Source organism: Paracoccus pantotrophus, assembly GCF_008824185.1.
In the GTDB taxonomy this organism is placed as follows: domain Bacteria; phylum Pseudomonadota; class Alphaproteobacteria; order Rhodobacterales; family Rhodobacteraceae; genus Paracoccus; species Paracoccus pantotrophus.
Window position 1 is genome coordinate 1,476,745 of sequence record NZ_CP044423.1, and the last position, 17,421, is coordinate 1,494,165.

A 17,421-nucleotide genomic window follows, 5' to 3' on the forward strand; every position below is an offset into this window, starting at 1 on the left:
CTTTTCGCCCCATGAGTCCAAGGCGTAAGTTTGCTTCAAGGTGAACGGACGGTTAATCTGCGCCGAGGCAGGACCAACGACCCGGAAAACAGGGCCATCGAGCATGCGATTCTTCAAGTTTGCTAACGAATCCGCGATCTGGCGGCGAATCGCCCTGTGCCTGTGTGTTGCATCCATGCCGCTGGCAAGCCTTGCCGAGCCCCGGCATGCCATTGCAATGTATGGAGAACCTGCGCTGCCGGCGGGCTTCACCCACCTGCCCTATGCCAACCCGCAAGCGCCCAAGGGCGGCACGATTCGCCTGGCCGAGACGGGCACCTTCGATTCGCTCAACCCCTGGATCCTGATGGGCAACCCGGTCTGGCCGATCTTCACCCAGCCGGGTCTGGTGGCCGAGTCGCTGATGATGCGCTCGATCGACGAGCCCTTCACGCTCTACGGCCTGCTGGCCGAAAGCGTCGAGACCGATGCCGACCGGACATGGGTCGAATTCACCCTGCGCCCCGAGGCGCGCTTCTCGGACGGCACGCCCGTGACCATCGAGGACGTGATGTGGTCCTATGAGGTGCTGGGGACCAAGGGGCATCCGCGCTATACCGCCGTCTGGTCCAAGGTCGAGACCATGGAACAGACCGGCCCGCGCTCGGTCCGCTTCACCTTCAACGCCGCCGACCGCGAGCTTTCCATGCTGATGGGCATGCGGCCGATCCTGAAGAAGGCGCAATGGCAGGGGCGCGATTTCGGCCGGTCCAGCCTGATGGTGCCCATCGGCTCGGGCCCCTATGTCATCGACAAGGTCGATCCGGGCCGCGCCATCACCTTCCGCCGCAACCCGGACTATTGGGGCCGCGACCTGGCGGTCAGCCGCGGGCTGCATAATTTCGACGTGATCCGCTATGACTATTTCGGCGATGCCTCGGCCATGTTCGAGGCGTTCAAGGCCGGCGAGATCGACGTCTGGCGCGAACTGGTCGCCGCACGCTGGGAACGCAATTTCGACTTTCCCGCCATGCGCGAAGGCCGGATGGTGAAATCCGAGATCGCGCATGGCCGCCCCTCGGGGATCATGGGGCTGGTGATGAACACCCGCAACCCGCTGTTCGCCGACTGGCGGGTGCGGCAGGCGATGATCGAGGCCTTCAACTATCGCTTCATCAACATGACGCTGACCGGCGGCAAGGATCCGCGGATCACCAGCTATTTCGCCAATTCCGACCTGGCGATGCAGCCCGGCCCCGCCACCGGGCGCGAGGCCGAACTGCTGGCGCCCTTTGCCGACCAGCTGCCGCCCGGCACCATCGAGGGCTATGCCCTGCCCGAGGGCGGCGAGCGCGCCATCGACCGCAAGGGCATCCGCGCCGCGCTGGACCTGCTGGGCGAGGCCGGCTGGACCGTGCAGGAGGGCGAGCTGCGCGATGCGGAAGGCCGCCCCTTCAGCTTCGAGATCCTGCTGAACCAGTCCGGCAGCGCCATGCGCACCAGCGCCGAGATGCGGCAGATCGTCGACATCTTCGTGCAATCGCTGCGCAACCTGGGCATCCGGCCCACGGTGACGCAGCTCGATGCCGCGCAATATGTCGAGCGGACGAACAATTACCAGTTCGACATGACCTGGTATGAACGCGGGCTGTCGCTGTCGCCCGGCAACGAGCAGCGGCTCTACTGGGGCCGCGAGGGCGTGGCCAAGCCGGGCAGCCGCAACTGGATGGGCATGGACAGCCCCGCCGCCGAGACGATGATCGCCGAGATGGGTCATGCCCGCACGCATGAGGATTTCGTCGCAGCGGTCAGGGCCCTTGACCGAATCTTAACCGCCGGACGCTATGTCATCCCGGTCAGCTATTCACGGATTTCCCGCTTGGCCCATCGTGCCGACCTGGATTATCCTGAAAACACGCCGCTTTACGGTGACTGGCCCGGCTTCATGCCAGAAACCTGGTGGCAGGAGGAAAGAAAATGAAATTCAGTCGGATCGCAGCCATCCTGGCCGTCCTTGCGCTCGCCGCGTGCAATACCGTGGCCGGCGTGGGCGAGGACATCACCGGCGCCTCGCGCCTGGTGCAGGGCGGCCTGGGCGGAGGAGGCTACTGATGAAATGGGTTCACGTCCGCGACAACTGGCCCGCCTTCTTCGAGGCCATCGTCGAGAAATGGCCTGCGGCCGATGAAAGCGACCTCGAGGAGATCGACGGCGACCAGCGCGCCTTCATCGCCTATATCGCCGAGGTGACCGGCCAGGAGGTCGACGAGACCAAGGACGAGATCCGCGAATGGCTGGCGGGCGAGATTCCCGCGGACATCGTCATGGACCCGATCCACGACAATCACTCGATCAAGCTGTCCTCGAAATATGTCGGCGAGGGCGAGGACGAATATGACGACGACGCCCGTTTCGGCGATGACGACGAAGTGCCCGACGACGGCGACTGACGCGAAGGAAACGGGGCGATCCTGCGCCCGGCGCCGCGCCGCCGTGCAGGACCGGGGCGGGCCGGCGATTCCGGGCCGGAGCCCGGGTCGCTCGGCCCTGGCGGCGGACGGCTAGACCAGCAGATCGACCAGTTCGAACCGGGTCACGTCGACGATGCCCAGATCCGAGATGCGCAGTTCGGGGATCACCACCAGCGCCAGCAGCGAATGCTGCATATAGGCGTTGTTGAGCCGGCAGCCGCAATCCTGCATCGCCCTGACGATCCCCTGCGCGGCCTCGGCCACCTCCTCGGCCGGGCGGTCGGACATCAGCCCGGCGATGGGCAGCGCCACGGTCGCCAGTTCTGCACCGTCGCGGAACACGGTGACGCCGCCGCCGATCCGGCCCAGATGGTTCGCCGCCGCCGCCATGCTGTCGCGATCCGTGCCGACGACGATCATGTGATGGCTGTCATGCGCCACGGTCGAGGCCACCGCCATCCGGCCCCGATAGCCGAAGCCCGAGACGAAGCCGTTCACCACGCCGCCCGTCGCCCGGTGGCGTTCGACCAGCGCGATATGGCAGGTCTCGCCCTCGGCCTCGATCACGCCGTCGCGGATCGGCAGATCGGCGGTCAGCGCGCGGGTCGGGGCCTGGTTCTCGACCACGCCGATCACCCGCACCCGCGCGCTGTCGCCCATGGCGCGCAGGGCGAAATCCGCCCCGGCAAGGCTGCGCCCCAGATGCACCGAATTGCGCGCCTCATCGGGCCAGGCGATGCGCGGGCAATCGACCAGCAGCTTGCCGCCTTCGGCGACCAGCCGCCCCTGCGCGATCACCGCCTCGATGGGCAGGCTGCGCAGGTCCGAGGCCAGGATCACGTCCGCCCGCCGCCCCGGCGTGATGCTGCCCAGCTCGCGCTCCAGCCCGAAATGCTGCGCCGCGTTGATCGTCGCCATCTGGATCGCCACCAGCGGGTCGCAGCCGCAGTCGATGGCATGGCGCACCACCCGATTCATGTGCCCGTCATGGACCAGCGTGCCGGAATGGCTGTCATCGGTACACAGGATGAAGAAGCGCGGGTCGAGCCCCTTTTCGGTGATCGCGGTGATCTGGCTTTCCACGTCATACCAGGCCGAGCCCAGCCGCATCATGCAGCCCATGCCCTGGCGCACGCGGGCGATGCCCTGCGCCTCGGTCGTGGTCTCGTGGTCGTCATTGGCGCCGCCGGCGACATAGGCGTGGAAGGGCCGGCCCAGGTCGGGGCTGGCGTAATGCCCACCCACCGTCTTGCCGGCGGCGCGGGTGGCGGCGATCTCGGCCAGCATCTGCCGGTCGCCGGCGGCAACGCCGGGAAAGTTCATCATCTCGCCCAGGCCGACGATGCCCTCCCAGCCCATGGCCTGCGCCACCTCGCCCTCGGTGATCGGCTGGCCGGTGGTTTCCAGACCGGGCGCCGAGGGCGCGCAGCTGGGCATCTGCGTGAACATGCTGATCGGCTGGAGCAGCGATTCGTCGCGCATCAGCCGCACGCCTTCGAGGCCCAGCACATTGGCGATCTCGTGCGGGTCGTGGAAGATGGTCGTGGTGCCATGCGGGATCACTGCGGCGGCAAAGCCCGCGGGCGTCAGCATCCCCGATTCGACATGCATATGCGCGTCGATCAGGCCGGGAACCATGTAGCGGCCCTCGGCCTCGATCACCTGCGTGTCGGGCCCCACGGACGGCCCGGCATCCGGCCCGACATAGGCCACCCGGCCGTCCGCCACGGCCACGTCGATGCCGGGGATCACCTCGCGGCTGTGGACATTGACCCATTGCCCGCCCCGGATGACCAGATCGGCGGGCGCCCGCCCCGCCGCCACCTCGACCAGCCGCGCCTGCGCCTCGATCCACGGTTTCAACATGCCTGCCTCCTTGTCCGTTGCCCCCAGATTGCGGCAGGGTGGCGCGAAAGGAAAGGCGGCGCGATGGAATGGAGCGGCGAGGCCAGCGTGATGGCGCGGCAAAGGCACGGCGAAAGCGCCGCGATCCTGACCGTGCTGACACAAGAGGCGGGGTTGCTGCGCGGGTTGGTGCCGGGCGGGGCCAGCGCCAGGCGGGCCGCCATGCTGCAGCCGGGCAACCGGGTCAGCCTGCGCTGGCGGGCGCGGCTGGAGGATCAGCTGGGCACCTTTGCCGTCGAGCCGGCGCGGGCGCGGCCCGGCCTGCTGGCCGGGGCCGATGCGCTGGCCGGGGTGAACGCCGTCACCGCGCTTCTGACCTTTGCCCTGCCCGAGCGCGACCCCCATCCCCGCCTGGCCGCCGCGACCGAGGCGCTCCTGGACCTGATGGACGCGGGCGGGGACTGGGCCGAGGCCTATCTGCGCTGGGAGATGCGGCTTCTGGACGAGCTGGGCTTCGGGCTGGACCTGACCCGCTGCGCGGTGACGGGATCGCGCGAGGGGCTGGCCTATGTCAGCCCGCGCTCGGGCCGGGCGGTTTCGGCCCAGGCGGCAGGGGATTGGGCACCGCGGCTCTTGCCGCTGCCCGCCATGCTGGGCGGGCGCGGCAATGGCGGGATCGAGGACGCGCTGGCCCTGACCGGGCATTTCCTGCAAGCGCGGCTGGCCGAGAGCCATGCGGGCAAGCCCCTGCCGCCCGCACGCGCCCGGCTGGTCGCCCGGCTTACTGCGCCGCGGCCCGCCAGCGGATCGTGACGTCCGGGCCGGTCATCACCAGTTCCTCGCCCTCGCGCCTGGCCTCGCGCACCGCGCCGAGCGCCTGGAAGAACGCATGTTCGCCGCCTTCTTGCAGGCAGGCGCGGCGCGTCGTGGCCAACGCGCCCAGGTCCAGCGCCGGCAATGTCGCGTTGTTGCGGCCGGTGAACAGGTTGCAGGGCCCCTGCCCCGAGACCGCGCCGTCCTCGGCGATGCGCAGGGTGGGCGTGCCCGAAACCTCGACACCCTCCACCGCGATCAACGTATATTCGCCGGGGATCTGCGCGGCGGCGTCCGGTTCCGCACCACAGGCGGCCAATCCCAGGGACAGCGCCAGCATCAGTTTCCGTATGATTTGCCTCCTTCCGGCTTGGGGATCATTCCTTGCGATAGCCCGGCTCATAGGTCAGGTAGGTCGGCCCCTTGATGGTCAGCACGCCGCCCTCGAAGGTGATGCCATCGGCCGCCGACAGCGCCTGGAAATAGCGCGTCTCAAGCCGGCCGGCCAGCCCGCTGCAGGCCATTTCCGTCGTGGTCAGCGGCCCCAGCGAAAAGGCCGGCGGCTCGGCGTTCTGCTTGGCTGAGTAATGGTTGCAGGGCGCCTGCCCCGAGATCGAGCCATCCGCCTCGATGGTCATGCCGACATTGCGCTGCGGCACGGTGTCGGAACCGATGCCGACCAGCACATAGGGGCCGGTCGGAATGGTCGAGCCCGGCACGTCGGGCGTGGCGGGCTCGCAGGCAGCAAGGCCGAGCGTGGCGGCGAAGGCCACGGAAATCATCGGGATGCGGGTCATGGGCAGCTCCGTTATGTCGCGTTGCTGCCATAATGCCCGAACCGCCCCCGCTGTCCAGCAGGGGCCGGAATTTCATCCTAGTCCAGTAGCCTGCGTGCAATAACCTGGGCCTGGATCTCGGCCGCGCCCTCGAAGATGTTGAGGATGCGTGCATCGCACAGAACGCGGCTGATGGCGTATTCCAGCGCAAAGCCGTTGCCGCCGTGGATCTGCAAGGCATTGTCCGCCGCCGCCCAGGCAACGCGGGCGCCGAGCAGCTTGGCCATCCCGGCCTCGAGGTCGCAGCGCCGGCCGTGGTCCTTTTCCCAGGCGCTGAAATAGGTCAGCTGCCGGGCGATCATGATCTCGACCGCCATCATCGCCAGCTTGTCGGCGACGCGCGGGAATTCAATCAGCGACTTGCCAAACTGCTTGCGGTCGATGGCATAGCGCATGCCGATCTCGGCCGCCGATTGCGCCACGCCCACGGCACGGGCGGCGGTCTGGATGCGCGCCGATTCAAAGGTCTCCATCAACTGCTTGAAACCGCGCCCCGGCTCGCCGCCCAGCAGATTCTCGGCCTTCACCCGGAAACCGTCGAAGCCGAGCTCGTATTCCTTCATGCCGCGATAGCCCAAGACCTCGATCTCGCCGCCGGTCATGCCGGGGGTCGGGAAGGGATCGTCGTCGGTGCCGGGGATCTTCTCGGCCAGGAACATCGACAGCCCGCGCCAATCCGTCGTCTCGGGATCGGTGCGCGCCAGCAGCGTCATGACATGGGTGCGCTGCGCATGGGTGATCCAGGTCTTGTTGCCGGTGACGACCCAATCCTCGCCGTCCCTGACCGCCCGCGTGCGCAGGCTGCCCAGGTCGCTGCCGGTATTCGGCTCGGTAAAGACCGCCGTCGACAGGATCTCGCCCGAGGCGAGCTTCGGCAGCCATTTCGTCTTCTGCTCCTCGGTGCCGCCGCACAGAATCAGCTCGGCCGCGATCTCGCTGCGCGTGCCCAGCGAGCCCACGCCGATATAGCCGCGCGACAGCTCCTCGGTCACGACCACCATCGACGCCTTCGAGAGGCCCAAGCCCCCGAATTCTTCGGGGATGGTCAGGCCAAAGACGCCCAGCTCGGCCAGTTCCTCGATGATCTCCATCGGGATCAACTGGTCTTTCAGGTGCCATTCATGAGCGTTGGGGATCACCCGTTCCTCGGCATAGCGGCGGAACTGGTCGCGGATCATCTCCAGATCCTCGTCGAGCCCGGTGGCGCCAAAGGTGGCGCGGCCCTGGTTGTCCTGCATCAGCCGCGCCAGTTCGGCCCGCGCCGGGGCGGTGTTGCCGCGCATCAGCTGGGCCGCCGCCTGGCCGGGCTGCCAGTCCAGGCCCAGGTCCGAGAGTCGCGCGAACTCGGTCTGGCTCATCGGGATGCCGCCGGCGATCTGGCTCAGGTATTCGCCCAGGCCGATCTGCAGGATCAGCGCCTCGATCCGGCCCAGCTTGCCCGCTTCGGCCAGCCGCCCGGCCCAGCCGGTCAGTTGGCGAATCGATTCGACATAGGTCGCCAGCCAGGACAGCGCATGGGCGGCGTGCTGGTGCTGTTCCAGAAGCGCCGGCTGCGGCTTGCCCGAGGGCGCGACCAGCGTGCGCAAGGCCTCGGTCGCGCGGGATTGCAGGGATTCGAGTTCCGGCAGGGCCTCGCCTGCAAGCGCAAGCAGGGCGGAAGGCGTATCGGCTGGCATCGCGGGCATGTCCTTCATGGCAGACTCCTTTGCGGCGTTGCAGCATGACTAACGGCTTCGCAACCGCAGCGCAACTATCATGCGCAATATTGGCACAATGCGAACTAAAATGTCTCGCTCATTGCGCGCGAACGGCCCTTGCGGCGGGCGGCTCGGCGCAGCAACCTGCGGCCATGTTCGGCCTCGATCCCTTTCATTTCTGGACCGCCATCACGATCACGCTGTTTTCCGGCTTCGTGAAGGGCGCCATCGGCTTTGCCATGCCGATGATCATGCTGGCGGCGCTGGGGTCCTTTCTGCCCGCGCAGCAGGCGGTCGCCGCGGTGATCCTGCCGGTGCTGGTGACGAACATCCGCCAGGCCCTGCGCGACGGCTGGCGCCCGGCCTGGCAGGCGACGCGGGACTGGCGCTGGCATGTCGGCATGGTGGTGCTGTTCATCCCGGTCAGCGCCTTTTTCGCGACACGGGTGCCGCAATGGCTGATGTATGCGCTGATCGGCTTGCCGATCACGGGTTTCGCGCTGTGGCAGATCCTGGGGCGCAGCCTGGTCCTGCCGGTGCATCACCGCCGCCGCATGGAGATCGCGACCGGCGTGACCGGCGGGCTGATCGGCGGCATTTCCGGCATCTGGGGGCCGCCGCTGCTGGTGCTGCTCTTGTCGCTGCACGTGCCCAAGGCGGAGCAGATGCGGGTGCAGGGGGTGGTGTTCTTCATCGGCGCGGCGGTGCTGACGCTTTCGCATCTGCAATCGGGGCTGCTGAACGCCCGGACCCTGCCGTTTTCGGCGATCCTTGTCGTCCCGGCGCTGGTCGGCATGGGGCTGGGCTATCTGGCGCATGACCGGCTGGACGCGGCGCGGTTCCGGCGCTGGACGCTGATCCTGCTGGCGCTGACCGGCGCCAACCTGCTGCGCCGTGCGCTGGAGCTTGCAGGCCCGGCGGTGTAACCAGAAAGCCAAAAGCGAAAGGCCCGCCATGACCACGATCCCCGATCCCGCCCAACTGACCGCCCGGCTGATCCGCTGCGCCTCGGTCACGCCCGACGAGGGCGGCGCGCTGGTGCTGCTGGCCGATCTGCTGGGCGCGGCGGGCTTCGAATGCCACCGCGTCGACCGCGAGGGGGTGCCGAACCTGTTCGCGCGCTGGGGGGCAAAGGGCGCACGGACCTTCGGCTTCAACGGCCATACCGACGTGGTGCCGCCCGGCGATCCGGTCAGCTGGACGCATCCGCCCTTTTCCGGGCACGAGGCCGAGGGCTGGATCTGGGGCCGCGGCGCCACCGACATGAAATCCGGCGTAGCGGCCTTCGCCGCAGCCGCCATTGGCTTCGTGACCGAGACGCCGCCGCCGGACGGCGCGGTGATCCTGGCCATCACCGGCGACGAGGAGGGGCCGGGCAAGCACGGCACCCGCGCACTGCTCGACTGGATGGCAGCCAATGGCGAGCGGATGGATGTCTGCATCGTCGGCGAGCCCTCGAATCCCGACCGCATGGGCGAGATGATCAAGATCGGCCGCCGCGGCTCGATGACCCTGCAGATCGAGGCGCATGGCATCCAGGGCCATGCCGCCTATCCGCATCGCGCCCGCAACCCGCTGCATGCGCTGCTGCGGCTGCTCTACGAGTTGACCGAGGCGCCGCTGGACGAGGGGACCGAGCATTTCGACCCCTCGGGCCTGCAGGTGACGACGGTGGATTGCGGCAACCCGGCCTCGAACGTGATCCCGGAACAGGCGCGGGCGGTGATCAACATCCGCTTCAACGACGCCCATAGCTCGGAGAGCCTCGACCGGATGATCCGCGCCCGCGCGGCGGCGATCTCGGCCGATACCAAGGTGGATTTCGCCATCTCGACCGACGTGTCGGGCGAAAGCTTCCTGACCCGGCCCGGCCCCTTCGTCGACCTGGTCGCCGGCGTGGTGCGCGAGGAGACGGGACTGACCCCGGTGCTGTCCACCTCGGGCGGTACTTCGGATGCGCGTTTCGTCAAGGATCATTGCCCGGTGCTTGAATTCGGGCTGGTGGGGCATTTCATGCATCAGGTGGACGAGCGCGTGCCGGCCGATCAGGTCCGCCAGCTCGCCCGGATCTATCGCCGCATCCTGGAGCGTTACTTCGCATGATCGAGAAGACCACCGACCTCGACACCTGCCGCGCCATCCGCCGCGCAGTTTTCATCGTCGAGCAGAACGTCCCCGAGGCCGAGGAATGGGACGGCCGCGACGGCGAGGCGATCCACCTGCTGGCGCGGGATGACAGCGGCCGGGCCCTGGGCACCGCCCGCATCCTGGTCCAGGGCGCGACCGGCAAGATCGGCCGCGTCGCGGTGCTGCAATCCGCGCGGGGCACCGGGGTCGGCGCGGCGCTGATCCGCGCGGCGCTTGAGGAATTGCGCGCCATGCCCGGCGTCACCCGCGCCAAGCTGGGCGCCCAGACCCATGCCATCGGCTTTTACGAAAGGCTGGGCTTTGCCGCCTACGGCCCCGAATACGACGATGCCGGCATCCCGCACCGGGACATGGCGCTGGAGCTTTGATGATCCGCCCGGAACTGGCCGAAAAGCTGCGCCCCTGGGCCGAAACCGGCGCCGCGCTGGCCGCGACCGGGTTCGGGCTGTGGGTGTTTTCGCTGGGTGGCTGGATCCTGTGGCCCATCGGCGCGGTCATTGCCGCGGCCTCGGCGCTTTGGGCGCTGGACGCACGGCGGCGGATGCGCTTCCGCCACGACACGCTCGGCCCCGGCATGGTCGAGCTGGACGAGGGCGCGATCCGCTACCTGTCGCCCAACCGGCTGCTGGGCGGCGAGATCGCGCTGCGCGAGCTGGCCGAGATCCGGCTGATGCGACTGAACGGCCGCCGGCACTGGCGGCTGAAAAGCGGCGACGGCCAGGCGCTGCTGATCCCGGTCGATGCGGCGGGGGCCGAGCGGCTGGCCGGCGCCTTCGCCACGCTGCCGGGGATCGAGATGGGGCGCCTCGCCTCGGCCTTGGCGCCGGATGCGCCGACGATCCAGACCGTTTGGACGAGGCCGGTCCGCGCCCGCTTGACTTGAGCCGCCCGCCTTGCCACCTGTGACGGGCAAAGGCAAACGAAAGGCCACCGATGTCCATTCCCCAACAGGGCGGCGGCCCGATCGAGCGTCCCGAACAACTGGTCGAATACATCGCCTCGGGCGAAAAGCCGCGGGAAAGCTGGCGGATCGGCACCGAGCACGAGAAATTCGGCTATCGCCATGCCGACCTGATGCCCCTGCCCTACGAGGCCGCGCCCGGCCAACCCTCGGTCAAGGCCATGCTGGAGGGATTGCAGGCCCGCTTCGGCTGGACCCCGGTGCTGGAGGCCGGCCATATCATCGGGCTGGAACGCGACGGCGCCAATGTCAGCCTGGAGCCGGGCGGACAACTGGAACTGTCCGGCGCGCCGCTGGAGACCATCCACCAGACCTGCGACGAGGTGAACCAGCACCTGGCCGAGGTCAGGGCCGTCGCCGACGATCTGGGTGCAGGCTTCATCGGCCTGGGCGCCGCGCCGGTCTGGACACAGGAGCAGATGCCGATGATGCCCAAGGGGCGCTACCGGCTGATGACCGATTACATGGGCCGGGTCGGCACGCTGGGCACGCAGATGATGTATCGCACCTGCACGGTGCAGGTGAACCTGGACTTCGCCTCGGAAGCCGACATGGTGCAGAAGCTGCGCGTGGCGCTGGCGCTGCAGCCGGTGGCGAATGCGCTTTTCGCCAATTCGCCCTTCCTCGACGGCAAGCCGAACGGCTGGAAAAGCTGGCGCGCGCATATCTGGCAGAACCTCGACGCCGCGCGGACCGGCATGCTGCCCTTTGCCTTCGAGGACGGGTTCGGCTACAAGGCTTGGGTCGATTACGTGCTCGATGTGCCGATGTATTTCGTCTATCGCGACGGCAAATACATCGACGCGCTGGGGCAGAGCTTCCGCGATTTCCTGGCCGGCCGCCTGCCGGCGCTGCCGGGCGAGATCCCGACGCTGTCGGATTGGGCCGACCACCTGACCACGGTTTTCCCCGAGGCGCGGGTCAAGAAATTCATCGAGATGCGCGGCGCCGACGGCGGCCCCTGGCGACGGCTCTGCGCCCTGCCGGCGCTGTGGGTCGGGCTGCTATACGACGCCTCGGCGCTGGATGCGGCTTGGGATCTGGTCAAGGGCTGGGACGCCGAGACGCGCGAATCCTGGCGGCAGGGCGCGGGCCTGCGGGCGCTGGATGCCGAGGTGGACGGCATGAAGATGCGCGATCTGGCACGCGAGGTGCTGGCGATTTCCGAGGCCGGGCTCAAGGCGCGGGCGCGGACCGGCTCGGGCGGGCTGGTCCCGGACGAGACGCATTTCCTGAACACGCTGAAGGAAAGCGTCGAGACCGGCAGGGTGCCGGCCGACGAGCTGCTGGGGAAATACCACGGCGAATGGGCGGGCGACCTGAACCGGATCTATGCCGAATATTCCTATTGAAGCAGGGCCGGGTGATCCCCGGCCCTTTTCGCATCACGCCTGCGGCTCGATCCTTGCAGCCTGCGGCTGATCCGGTTCCTTGCGGCTTTGCATGAACTGGTCGAACTCGGCCTTGTCCTTGGCCTCGCGCAGCTTTTGCAGGAAGTCGAGGAACTCGCGATGCTCGTCCTCCAGCCGCTTCAGCGTTTCCTCGCGATAGGCGTCGAAGGCGGTATTGCCGGTCGGCGCCGCATATCCGCGGCCATGGCTGTGGCCGTGGCGGTGATGATGATGGCGGTGGCGGCAGGAAAACATGCGTTTGCTCCAGATCATGTAACCCAGGATGGCAAGGCCCAAGGGCCAGCAGGCGATGAAGGCCAGGATCATGGCGGCGATCCAGGCGCCCTTTCCGCGTTCGTCCAGCCAGTCCCGGATGCCGGCCAGCACGGCACCGATCCGGTCCAGGACGGAGGGGCGCGGGGCGATGTCAGTGTTCATTGCGGTCCCTTTCCGATGTGAATGTTAATCACATTTACATAGATGGAGCAGGGCCGGCCGGCTTCAAGGGAAGCGTCGAAAATTTTCATGGAAAAAATTCAGTCGGGGATCACGCCCAGCCCGCGCAGATAGATCAGGGCCCCACTTTCCAGCATGTCGGCGGCCGAGATGGGCGAGCGCGAGCCGGGCTTGCCGCGGCCGAACAACTCGACCACGCCATGGCTCAGCGCCCAGACATGGTCGGCGACCATGCCCGGCGGCGGGCGGCGCCCGTCGGGCAATTGCGCGAACAGCGCCTCGGCCCCGCGCACCAGGATGCCGCGCGCCCGTTCCGAGGCCTGCGACAGCCCGGCATTGCCGGCGATCGACAGGCCCGATTCGAACATGGCCATGTAGAAGCCGCGCCGCTGGGCGGCAAAGGCCAGGTATTCCTGGCCCATGCGCAGGAAGGCGGTCAGCGGGCGCGGGCGGCCCTGGTCGAAGGCGGCCTCCAGCCGGTCGGCAAATTCCTCGAAACCCTGGCGTGCGACCTCCTCCAGCAAATCCTCGCGCCCGGCGAAATGGCGATAGGGCGCGGCGGCGCTGACCCCGGCCAGCCGCGCGGCCTCGGCCAGGGTAAAGGCCTGCGGGCCCTTTTCCTCGATCAGCTGCACCGTGGCCTCGACAAGGGCCTGGCGCAGGTTGCCATGGTGATAGGAGGTGCGGGCCATGTCCGGCCCTTACATGCCTTCGCCGAAGTAATCCTCGACCAGGGCAGTCAGCGCATCGGCCAGCTCCCGCGCCTCGGCCCCGCGGGTGGTGACGCGAATCGCGCTGCCGCGCGGCGCGGCCAGCATCAGCAGGCCCATGATCGAATCGCCCGAGACGCTGATGCCGTCCTTTTCGACGGTGGCCTGGGCGTCGAAACGTTCGACCGTCTCGACGAACTTGGCGCTGGCCCGCGCATGCAGGCCCTTTTCGTTGATGATCGCCAATTCGCGGGTGACGGCCCCGTTGGTCATGTCATTCATGAAGCGGCACGTTTGGGAATGGGAAGCACATCGGCAGGCAGGACATCATAGCTGTTGATGTACTTGCGTCCCGCATCCTTGGCCAGCGTCACCGCATCGGCCACCGACAATTTGCGCGATTTGGCCAGTTTCACCAGCATCGGCAGGTTCGCCCCGTAAAGGATCGAGCGGTTCCGCGTCGCGCAGGCCAGCAGCGACAGGTTCGAGGGCGAGCCCCCGAACAGATCCGTGACCACCACCACGCCGTCGCCCGCATCCACCGCATCCGCGGCGGCGCAGATTTCGGCCTGCTTCTCGCCCCGGTCATGGTTTTCCTCGATCGCCACGGCCTTGATCCCGGTCTGCGGTCCCACCACATGCTCGACGGCCGAGAGATATTCCCTGGCCAGCCCGCCATGCGCCACGATGACAATCCCGATCAATTCGCCCCACCACGCACCAGCCGTTCAACCTTGCGCCAAAGCTGTGCGAGAGGCCCGCATATGGCCATCATCCCCAGGTGCCGGCGCCTTTTCACGGCGTTCAAGTTCCCGATGTCTAATTGACACTTGCCAGCCTGCTTTCGCAAGCGCATCTGCCATTTTTTCCGCCATTGTGACAGAACGGTGTCGCCCCCCGGTACAGCCGAAGCCGATCGCCAGGTGCGCCTTCCCTTCATCCAGATGGGCAGGCAGGGTGAAAAGCACAAGATCCTGCACCCGGCGGAAGAACTCGTCGAATCGCGAATCGGCCATCACATAATGCTGAACCGGCGAATCGCGCCCGTCCAGCGGCCGCAGGTCCGGCCGCCAATGCGGATTGGTCAGAAAGCGGCAATCGAACATCATGTCCACCCCGCGCGGCACGCCGCGCTTGTAGGAAAAGGACTGCACCGAGACGGTCAGCCGCCGCCCCGACTCGGTGTCGAACCAGCGCGCCAGTTCCGCCTTCAGGTCATGCGGCGACAGGTCCGACGTATCGACCAGCACGTCGGCGCGGGCGCGGATCGGGGCCAGCATGTCGCGCTCGGCGATGATGGCGTCGAGCGGCGAGCCTTCGGCGCGCAGCGGATGACGGCGCCGGGTTTCGTTGAACCGCCGCAAGAGCTGCTCGGTCGTGCAGTCCAGGAACAGCACCTCGGGTGCGTATTCGGGCAGCCGGGTCAGCCGGTCGATCAGCTCGATCAGGTTGGCGACCGAGAAGTCGCGGTTGCGCACGTCCAACCCCAAGGCCAGCGGCATCGGCCGCGCCGGCCCGTCCAGCAGCCGCGGGATCAGCGACAGGGGCAGGTTGTCGATCGCCTCGTAGCCCAGATCCTCCAGCACGTTGATCGCCGTCGAACGCCCGGCCCCGGACGGGCCGGTGATCAGCACCAGCCGCTGGGCGCGTTCTTCCTGGCTCTCCATGGCGCTTGCCGCCTCCGGCATGGTCCGATCCTAGCTTTCGTGCAAATCCGTATCCGCCCGGCCGGCGACAAGATATTGCAACAGTATCGATGCAAGATGAACGCGGCCGGCCCCAAGGACAAGGGGCACGGACCTGCCCATTAGGTCAAGCCGCCGGTCGGGCGGCAGCCGGTCGGGCTCGGGGCGCGCCAGATCGACCGCCAGCGCCACCTCCACCGGCCCATGCGCCCAGGCATGCAGGATGCCGACGCCCCGCGCCTCGATCCGGCCGCGGATCGAATCGGGCGCATCGGCGAGGATCCGCACCCCCTCGCGGCGCAGCACGGTGCGGTCATCCGCCACCAGCACGGCGCCAAGCGCCATCATCTGCAGCGCCAGCGTGGACTTGCCCGCGCCCGAAGGGCCCAGGATCAGCAGGCCCCGTTCCCGATGGGCGATGCAGCTTGCATGCAGGATCATGGCGCTCTCCCCCTTTTGACGCGAATCGTCCCGGAGCCCGGCCCCGGATCAGGAGCCTTTGTGGCGTTTTCCTGAAGCCAAGGCCACGATCCGCCAAATGATTGCGCTAACCGTGTGTGATTGCGCTAACCCTGTCCATATGTGCGCTTTCGCCTGGGAAATGCCGTGTTATAGGACGCGCAACGGCCGCTGCCGGCCCGGACTATCAGCAGGAGCAAAGGTGTCATGACCGAACCGCGCGTCAATCCGAATTGCCGTCTCGAAGACCAGGGGATCACGGGGCTCGGCAATGTCCACTACAACCTGCTCGAACCGGCGCTGGTCGAGGCGGCGATCCAGCGCGGCGAGGGCAAGCTGGGTCTGGGCGGCACCTTCCTGGTCTCGACCGGGGCGCATACCGGCCGCTCGCCCAAGGACAAGCATGTGGTGCGCACGGCCTCGGTGGAAGACAGCATCTGGTGGGAAAACAACCGCCCGATGGAGCCCGAAGCCTTCGACCGGCTCCATGCCGACATGCTGGAGCACATGAAGGGCAAGGACTATTTCGTGCAAGACCTCTACGGCGGCGCGGATCCTGCCCTGCGCCTCGACGTCCGGGTCGTGACCGAACTGGCCTGGCACGGGCTGTTCATCCGCCACCTGCTGCGCCGCCCCGAGGCAGCCGAACTGGCCGGCTTCGTGCCCGATTTCACCATCATCAACTGCCCGTCCTTCAAGGCCGACCCGGCCAAGCACGGCTGCCGCTCGGAGACGGTGATCGCGCTCAATTTCGAAAAGAAGCTGATCCTGATCGGCAACACCGCCTATGCCGGCGAGAACAAGAAATCGGTCTTCACGCTGCTGAACTACATCCTGCCGGAAAAGGGCGTCATGCCCATGCATTGCTCGGCCAACCACGCCATCGGCAACCCGGACGATTCGGCGATCTTCTTCGGCCTGTCGGGCACCGGCAAGACCACGCTCTCGGCCGATCCCTCGCGTGTGCTGATCGGCGATGACGAGCATGGCTGGTCCGACCACGGCATCTTCAATTTCGAGGGCGGCTGCTACGCCAAGACCATCAATCTCTCGGCCGAGGCCGAGCCGGAGATCTACGCCACCTGCTTCAAGTTCGGCACCGTGATCGAGAACATGGTCTACGACCCCGACACGCTGGAGCTGGACTTCGAGGACAACTCGCTGACCGACAACATGCGCTGCGCCTATCCGCTGGAGCAGATCTCGAACGCGTCCGCGACCTCGCTGGGCGGCCAGCCGAAGAACGTCATCATGCTGACCTGCGACGCCTATGGCGTGCTGCCGCCGATCGCGCGGCTGACCCCGGCGCAGGCCATGTATCACTTCCTGTCGGGCTTCACCTCCAAGACGCCCGGCACCGAGGTCGGCGTGACCGAGCCGACGCCCACCTTCTCGACCTGCTTCGGCGCCCCCTTCATGCCGCGCCGCCCGGAAGTCTATGGCAAGCTGCTGCAGGAAAAGATCGCCAAGACGGGCGCGGCCTGCTGGCTGGTCAACACCGGCTGGACCGGCGGCGCCTTCGGCACCGGCAAGCGCATGCCGATCAAGGCGACCCGCGCGCTCTTGACCGCGGCGCTGGACGGTTCGCTGAACAACGCCCAGTTCCGCAAGGATCCGAATTTCGGCTTCGAGGTTCCGGTCTCGGTTCCCGGCGTCGAGGACAAGCTGCTCGACCCGCGCCAGACCTGGGCAGAAGGCGCCGCCTATGACGCCCAGGCCCGCAAGCTGGTCGGCATGTTCAGCGACAATTTTGCGCAATATGCCGACAAGATCGACGACGACGTCCGCGCTGCCGCCATTGGCTGAAGGCTGACGGAGGGATGATGCGAGGGGCGGTCCAATGGGGCCGCCCTTTTCGCTTTCGGCACCGCCTAAGGGGGCTTTGCGCCCCCGCCGGCCTGCGGCCGACTCCCCCGCAGGATATTTAGGCAAGAAAGAAGCCCTGCACCCCTCGCGGCTTTCTCCGTTTT

Annotated in this window: 20 protein-coding genes; 10 read left to right on the top strand and 10 right to left on the bottom strand. The window is 67.5% G+C overall.

Annotation, left to right across the window (positions count from 1 at the left end; all coding sequences use genetic code 11):
- Positions 1-103: 103 nt before the first annotated feature.
- From ESD82_RS07150 to ESD82_RS07155, 3 genes are read left to right on the top strand one after another with little or no spacing between them, the layout of a single operon-like run.
- Positions 104-1,960 (top strand): extracellular solute-binding protein, encoded by a 1,857-nt coding sequence (locus ESD82_RS07150; protein WP_147428679.1) that lies wholly within the window; start codon positions 104-106, stop codon positions 1,958-1,960.
- Complete coding sequence (locus tag ESD82_RS22445; RefSeq protein ID WP_256233525.1) at positions 1,957-2,091, top strand: hypothetical protein; 135 nt, start codon at positions 1,957-1,959, stop codon at positions 2,089-2,091. Before ESD82_RS07150 ends, ESD82_RS22445 begins: the two co-directional genes overlap by 4 nt.
- Entirely contained in the window at positions 2,091-2,429 is a 339-nt protein-coding gene (locus tag ESD82_RS07155; RefSeq protein ID WP_147428678.1) for a hypothetical protein, read from the top strand. The genes ESD82_RS22445 and ESD82_RS07155 overlap by 1 nt, the downstream gene beginning before the upstream one ends.
- Before the next feature lie 111 nt (positions 2,430-2,540).
- On the opposite strand, the gene ade is transcribed toward ESD82_RS07155, so the two are convergent.
- The gene (gene ade / locus ESD82_RS07160) at positions 2,541-4,316 is read right to left on the bottom strand and encodes an adenine deaminase (protein ID WP_024845462.1); all 1,776 of its coding nucleotides are present in this window, start codon (positions 4,314-4,316) and stop codon (positions 2,541-2,543) included.
- A gap of 63 nt (positions 4,317-4,379) precedes the next feature.
- On the opposite strand from ade, the gene recO reads away from it, so the two are divergent.
- A complete protein-coding gene (recO, locus tag ESD82_RS07165) occupies positions 4,380-5,108 on the top strand; it encodes a DNA repair protein RecO (RefSeq protein ID WP_024845461.1) in 729 nt (242 codons plus the stop codon).
- Here recO and ESD82_RS07170 read toward each other — a convergent pair.
- From ESD82_RS07170 to ESD82_RS07180, 3 genes are all read right to left on the bottom strand, one after another.
- Positions 5,077-5,448 (bottom strand): META domain-containing protein, encoded by a 372-nt coding sequence (locus ESD82_RS07170; protein WP_244314470.1) that lies wholly within the window; start codon positions 5,446-5,448, stop codon positions 5,077-5,079. The two genes, recO and ESD82_RS07170, sit on opposite strands and share 32 nt — an antisense overlap.
- A 37-nt stretch (positions 5,449-5,485) precedes the next feature.
- Positions 5,486-5,905 carry an META domain-containing protein gene (locus tag ESD82_RS07175; protein ID WP_147428676.1) on the bottom strand — a complete coding sequence of 140 codons (420 nt, stop codon included), beginning with the start codon at positions 5,903-5,905 and terminating at the stop codon, positions 5,486-5,488.
- Positions 5,906-5,982: 77 nt separating this feature from the next.
- A complete protein-coding gene (locus ESD82_RS07180) occupies positions 5,983-7,638 on the bottom strand; it encodes an acyl-CoA dehydrogenase family protein (protein WP_147428674.1) in 1,656 nt (551 codons plus the stop codon).
- Positions 7,639-7,793: 155 nt separating this feature from the next.
- Here ESD82_RS07180 and ESD82_RS07185 point away from each other — a divergent pair, with 155 nt between their 5' ends.
- The 5 genes from ESD82_RS07185 to ESD82_RS07205 are packed head-to-tail and all read left to right on the top strand — an operon-like array spanning position 7,794 to position 12,102.
- Positions 7,794-8,567, top strand: coding sequence for a sulfite exporter TauE/SafE family protein (locus tag ESD82_RS07185; protein ID WP_147428673.1), 774 nt, complete (start codon positions 7,794-7,796; stop codon positions 8,565-8,567).
- Between the two features lie 28 nt (positions 8,568-8,595).
- A complete protein-coding gene (gene dapE, locus ESD82_RS07190) occupies positions 8,596-9,744 on the top strand; it encodes a succinyl-diaminopimelate desuccinylase (RefSeq protein ID WP_147428672.1) in 1,149 nt (382 codons plus the stop codon).
- The gene (locus ESD82_RS07195) at positions 9,741-10,157 is read left to right on the top strand and encodes a GNAT family N-acetyltransferase (RefSeq protein WP_147428670.1); all 417 of its coding nucleotides are present in this window, start codon (positions 9,741-9,743) and stop codon (positions 10,155-10,157) included. The genes dapE and ESD82_RS07195 overlap by 4 nt, the downstream gene beginning before the upstream one ends.
- A complete protein-coding gene (locus ESD82_RS07200) occupies positions 10,157-10,672 on the top strand; it encodes a hypothetical protein (RefSeq protein WP_028709970.1) in 516 nt (171 codons plus the stop codon). Before ESD82_RS07195 ends, ESD82_RS07200 begins: the two co-directional genes overlap by 1 nt.
- 50 nt (positions 10,673-10,722) lie before the next feature.
- On the top strand, positions 10,723-12,102 hold the full coding sequence (locus tag ESD82_RS07205) for a glutamate--cysteine ligase (RefSeq protein ID WP_024843638.1): 1,380 nt from the start codon (positions 10,723-10,725) through the stop codon (positions 12,100-12,102).
- Between the two features lie 33 nt (positions 12,103-12,135).
- On the opposite strand, the gene ESD82_RS07210 is transcribed toward ESD82_RS07205, so the two are convergent.
- From ESD82_RS07210 to ESD82_RS07235, 6 genes are all read right to left on the bottom strand, one after another.
- The gene (locus ESD82_RS07210; RefSeq protein ID WP_024843639.1) at positions 12,136-12,579 is read right to left on the bottom strand and encodes a DUF2852 domain-containing protein; all 444 of its coding nucleotides are present in this window, start codon (positions 12,577-12,579) and stop codon (positions 12,136-12,138) included.
- Between the two features lie 98 nt (positions 12,580-12,677).
- Entirely contained in the window at positions 12,678-13,289 is a 612-nt protein-coding gene (locus tag ESD82_RS07215) for a TetR/AcrR family transcriptional regulator (protein WP_024843640.1), read from the bottom strand.
- Positions 13,290-13,298: 9 nt separating this feature from the next.
- Positions 13,299-13,589 (bottom strand): HPr family phosphocarrier protein, encoded by a 291-nt coding sequence (locus ESD82_RS07220; protein ID WP_024843641.1) that lies wholly within the window; start codon positions 13,587-13,589, stop codon positions 13,299-13,301.
- Positions 13,586-14,011, bottom strand: coding sequence for a PTS sugar transporter subunit IIA (locus ESD82_RS07225; RefSeq protein WP_024843642.1), 426 nt, complete (start codon positions 14,009-14,011; stop codon positions 13,586-13,588). Before ESD82_RS07225 ends, ESD82_RS07220 begins: the two co-directional genes overlap by 4 nt.
- Before the next feature lie 24 nt (positions 14,012-14,035).
- Positions 14,036-14,995 carry an RNase adapter RapZ gene (gene rapZ, locus ESD82_RS07230; RefSeq protein ID WP_147428668.1) on the bottom strand — a complete coding sequence of 320 codons (960 nt, stop codon included), beginning with the start codon at positions 14,993-14,995 and terminating at the stop codon, positions 14,036-14,038.
- A 9-nt stretch (positions 14,996-15,004) separates the two neighbouring features.
- Positions 15,005-15,433 (bottom strand): HPr kinase/phosphorylase, encoded by a 429-nt coding sequence (locus ESD82_RS07235; protein WP_147428666.1) that lies wholly within the window; start codon positions 15,431-15,433, stop codon positions 15,005-15,007.
- Between the two features lie 225 nt (positions 15,434-15,658).
- Here ESD82_RS07235 and ESD82_RS07240 point away from each other — a divergent pair, with 225 nt between their 5' ends.
- Positions 15,659-17,257, top strand: coding sequence for a phosphoenolpyruvate carboxykinase (locus ESD82_RS07240; protein WP_024843645.1), 1,599 nt, complete (start codon positions 15,659-15,661; stop codon positions 17,255-17,257).
- The last annotated feature ends 164 nt before the right edge of the window (positions 17,258-17,421 follow it).

What these genes read in the sequence shown, in the direction of transcription:
- ESD82_RS07150 (WP_147428679.1), top strand. Translation starts at nt 104, where the DNA reads ATGCGATTCTTCAAGTTTGCTAACGAATCCGCGATCTGGCGGCGAATC.
- ESD82_RS22445 (WP_256233525.1), top strand. Translation starts at nt 1,957, where the DNA reads ATGAAATTCAGTCGGATCGCAGCCATCCTGGCCGTCCTTGCGCTCGCC.
- ESD82_RS07155 (WP_147428678.1), top strand. Translation starts at nt 2,091, where the DNA reads ATGAAATGGGTTCACGTCCGCGACAACTGGCCCGCCTTCTTCGAGGCC.
- ade (WP_024845462.1), bottom strand. Translation starts at nt 4,316, where the DNA reads ATGTTGAAACCGTGGATCGAGGCGCAGGCGCGGCTGGTCGAGGTGGCG.
- recO (WP_024845461.1), top strand. Translation starts at nt 4,380, where the DNA reads ATGGAATGGAGCGGCGAGGCCAGCGTGATGGCGCGGCAAAGGCACGGC.
- ESD82_RS07170 (WP_244314470.1), bottom strand. Translation starts at nt 5,448, where the DNA reads ATGCTGGCGCTGTCCCTGGGATTGGCCGCCTGTGGTGCGGAACCGGAC.
- ESD82_RS07175 (WP_147428676.1), bottom strand. Translation starts at nt 5,905, where the DNA reads ATGACCCGCATCCCGATGATTTCCGTGGCCTTCGCCGCCACGCTCGGC.
- ESD82_RS07180 (WP_147428674.1), bottom strand. Translation starts at nt 7,638, where the DNA reads ATGAAGGACATGCCCGCGATGCCAGCCGATACGCCTTCCGCCCTGCTT.
- ESD82_RS07185 (WP_147428673.1), top strand. Translation starts at nt 7,794, where the DNA reads ATGTTCGGCCTCGATCCCTTTCATTTCTGGACCGCCATCACGATCACG.
- dapE (WP_147428672.1), top strand. Translation starts at nt 8,596, where the DNA reads ATGACCACGATCCCCGATCCCGCCCAACTGACCGCCCGGCTGATCCGC.
- ESD82_RS07195 (WP_147428670.1), top strand. Translation starts at nt 9,741, where the DNA reads ATGATCGAGAAGACCACCGACCTCGACACCTGCCGCGCCATCCGCCGC.
- ESD82_RS07200 (WP_028709970.1), top strand. Translation starts at nt 10,157, where the DNA reads ATGATCCGCCCGGAACTGGCCGAAAAGCTGCGCCCCTGGGCCGAAACC.
- ESD82_RS07205 (WP_024843638.1), top strand. Translation starts at nt 10,723, where the DNA reads ATGTCCATTCCCCAACAGGGCGGCGGCCCGATCGAGCGTCCCGAACAA.
- ESD82_RS07210 (WP_024843639.1), bottom strand. Translation starts at nt 12,579, where the DNA reads ATGAACACTGACATCGCCCCGCGCCCCTCCGTCCTGGACCGGATCGGT.
- ESD82_RS07215 (WP_024843640.1), bottom strand. Translation starts at nt 13,289, where the DNA reads ATGGCCCGCACCTCCTATCACCATGGCAACCTGCGCCAGGCCCTTGTC.
- ESD82_RS07220 (WP_024843641.1), bottom strand. Translation starts at nt 13,589, where the DNA reads ATGAATGACATGACCAACGGGGCCGTCACCCGCGAATTGGCGATCATC.
- rapZ (WP_147428668.1), bottom strand. Translation starts at nt 14,995, where the DNA reads ATGCCGGAGGCGGCAAGCGCCATGGAGAGCCAGGAAGAACGCGCCCAG.
- ESD82_RS07235 (WP_147428666.1), bottom strand. Translation starts at nt 15,433, where the DNA reads ATGATCCTGCATGCAAGCTGCATCGCCCATCGGGAACGGGGCCTGCTG.
- ESD82_RS07240 (WP_024843645.1), top strand. Translation starts at nt 15,659, where the DNA reads ATGACCGAACCGCGCGTCAATCCGAATTGCCGTCTCGAAGACCAGGGG.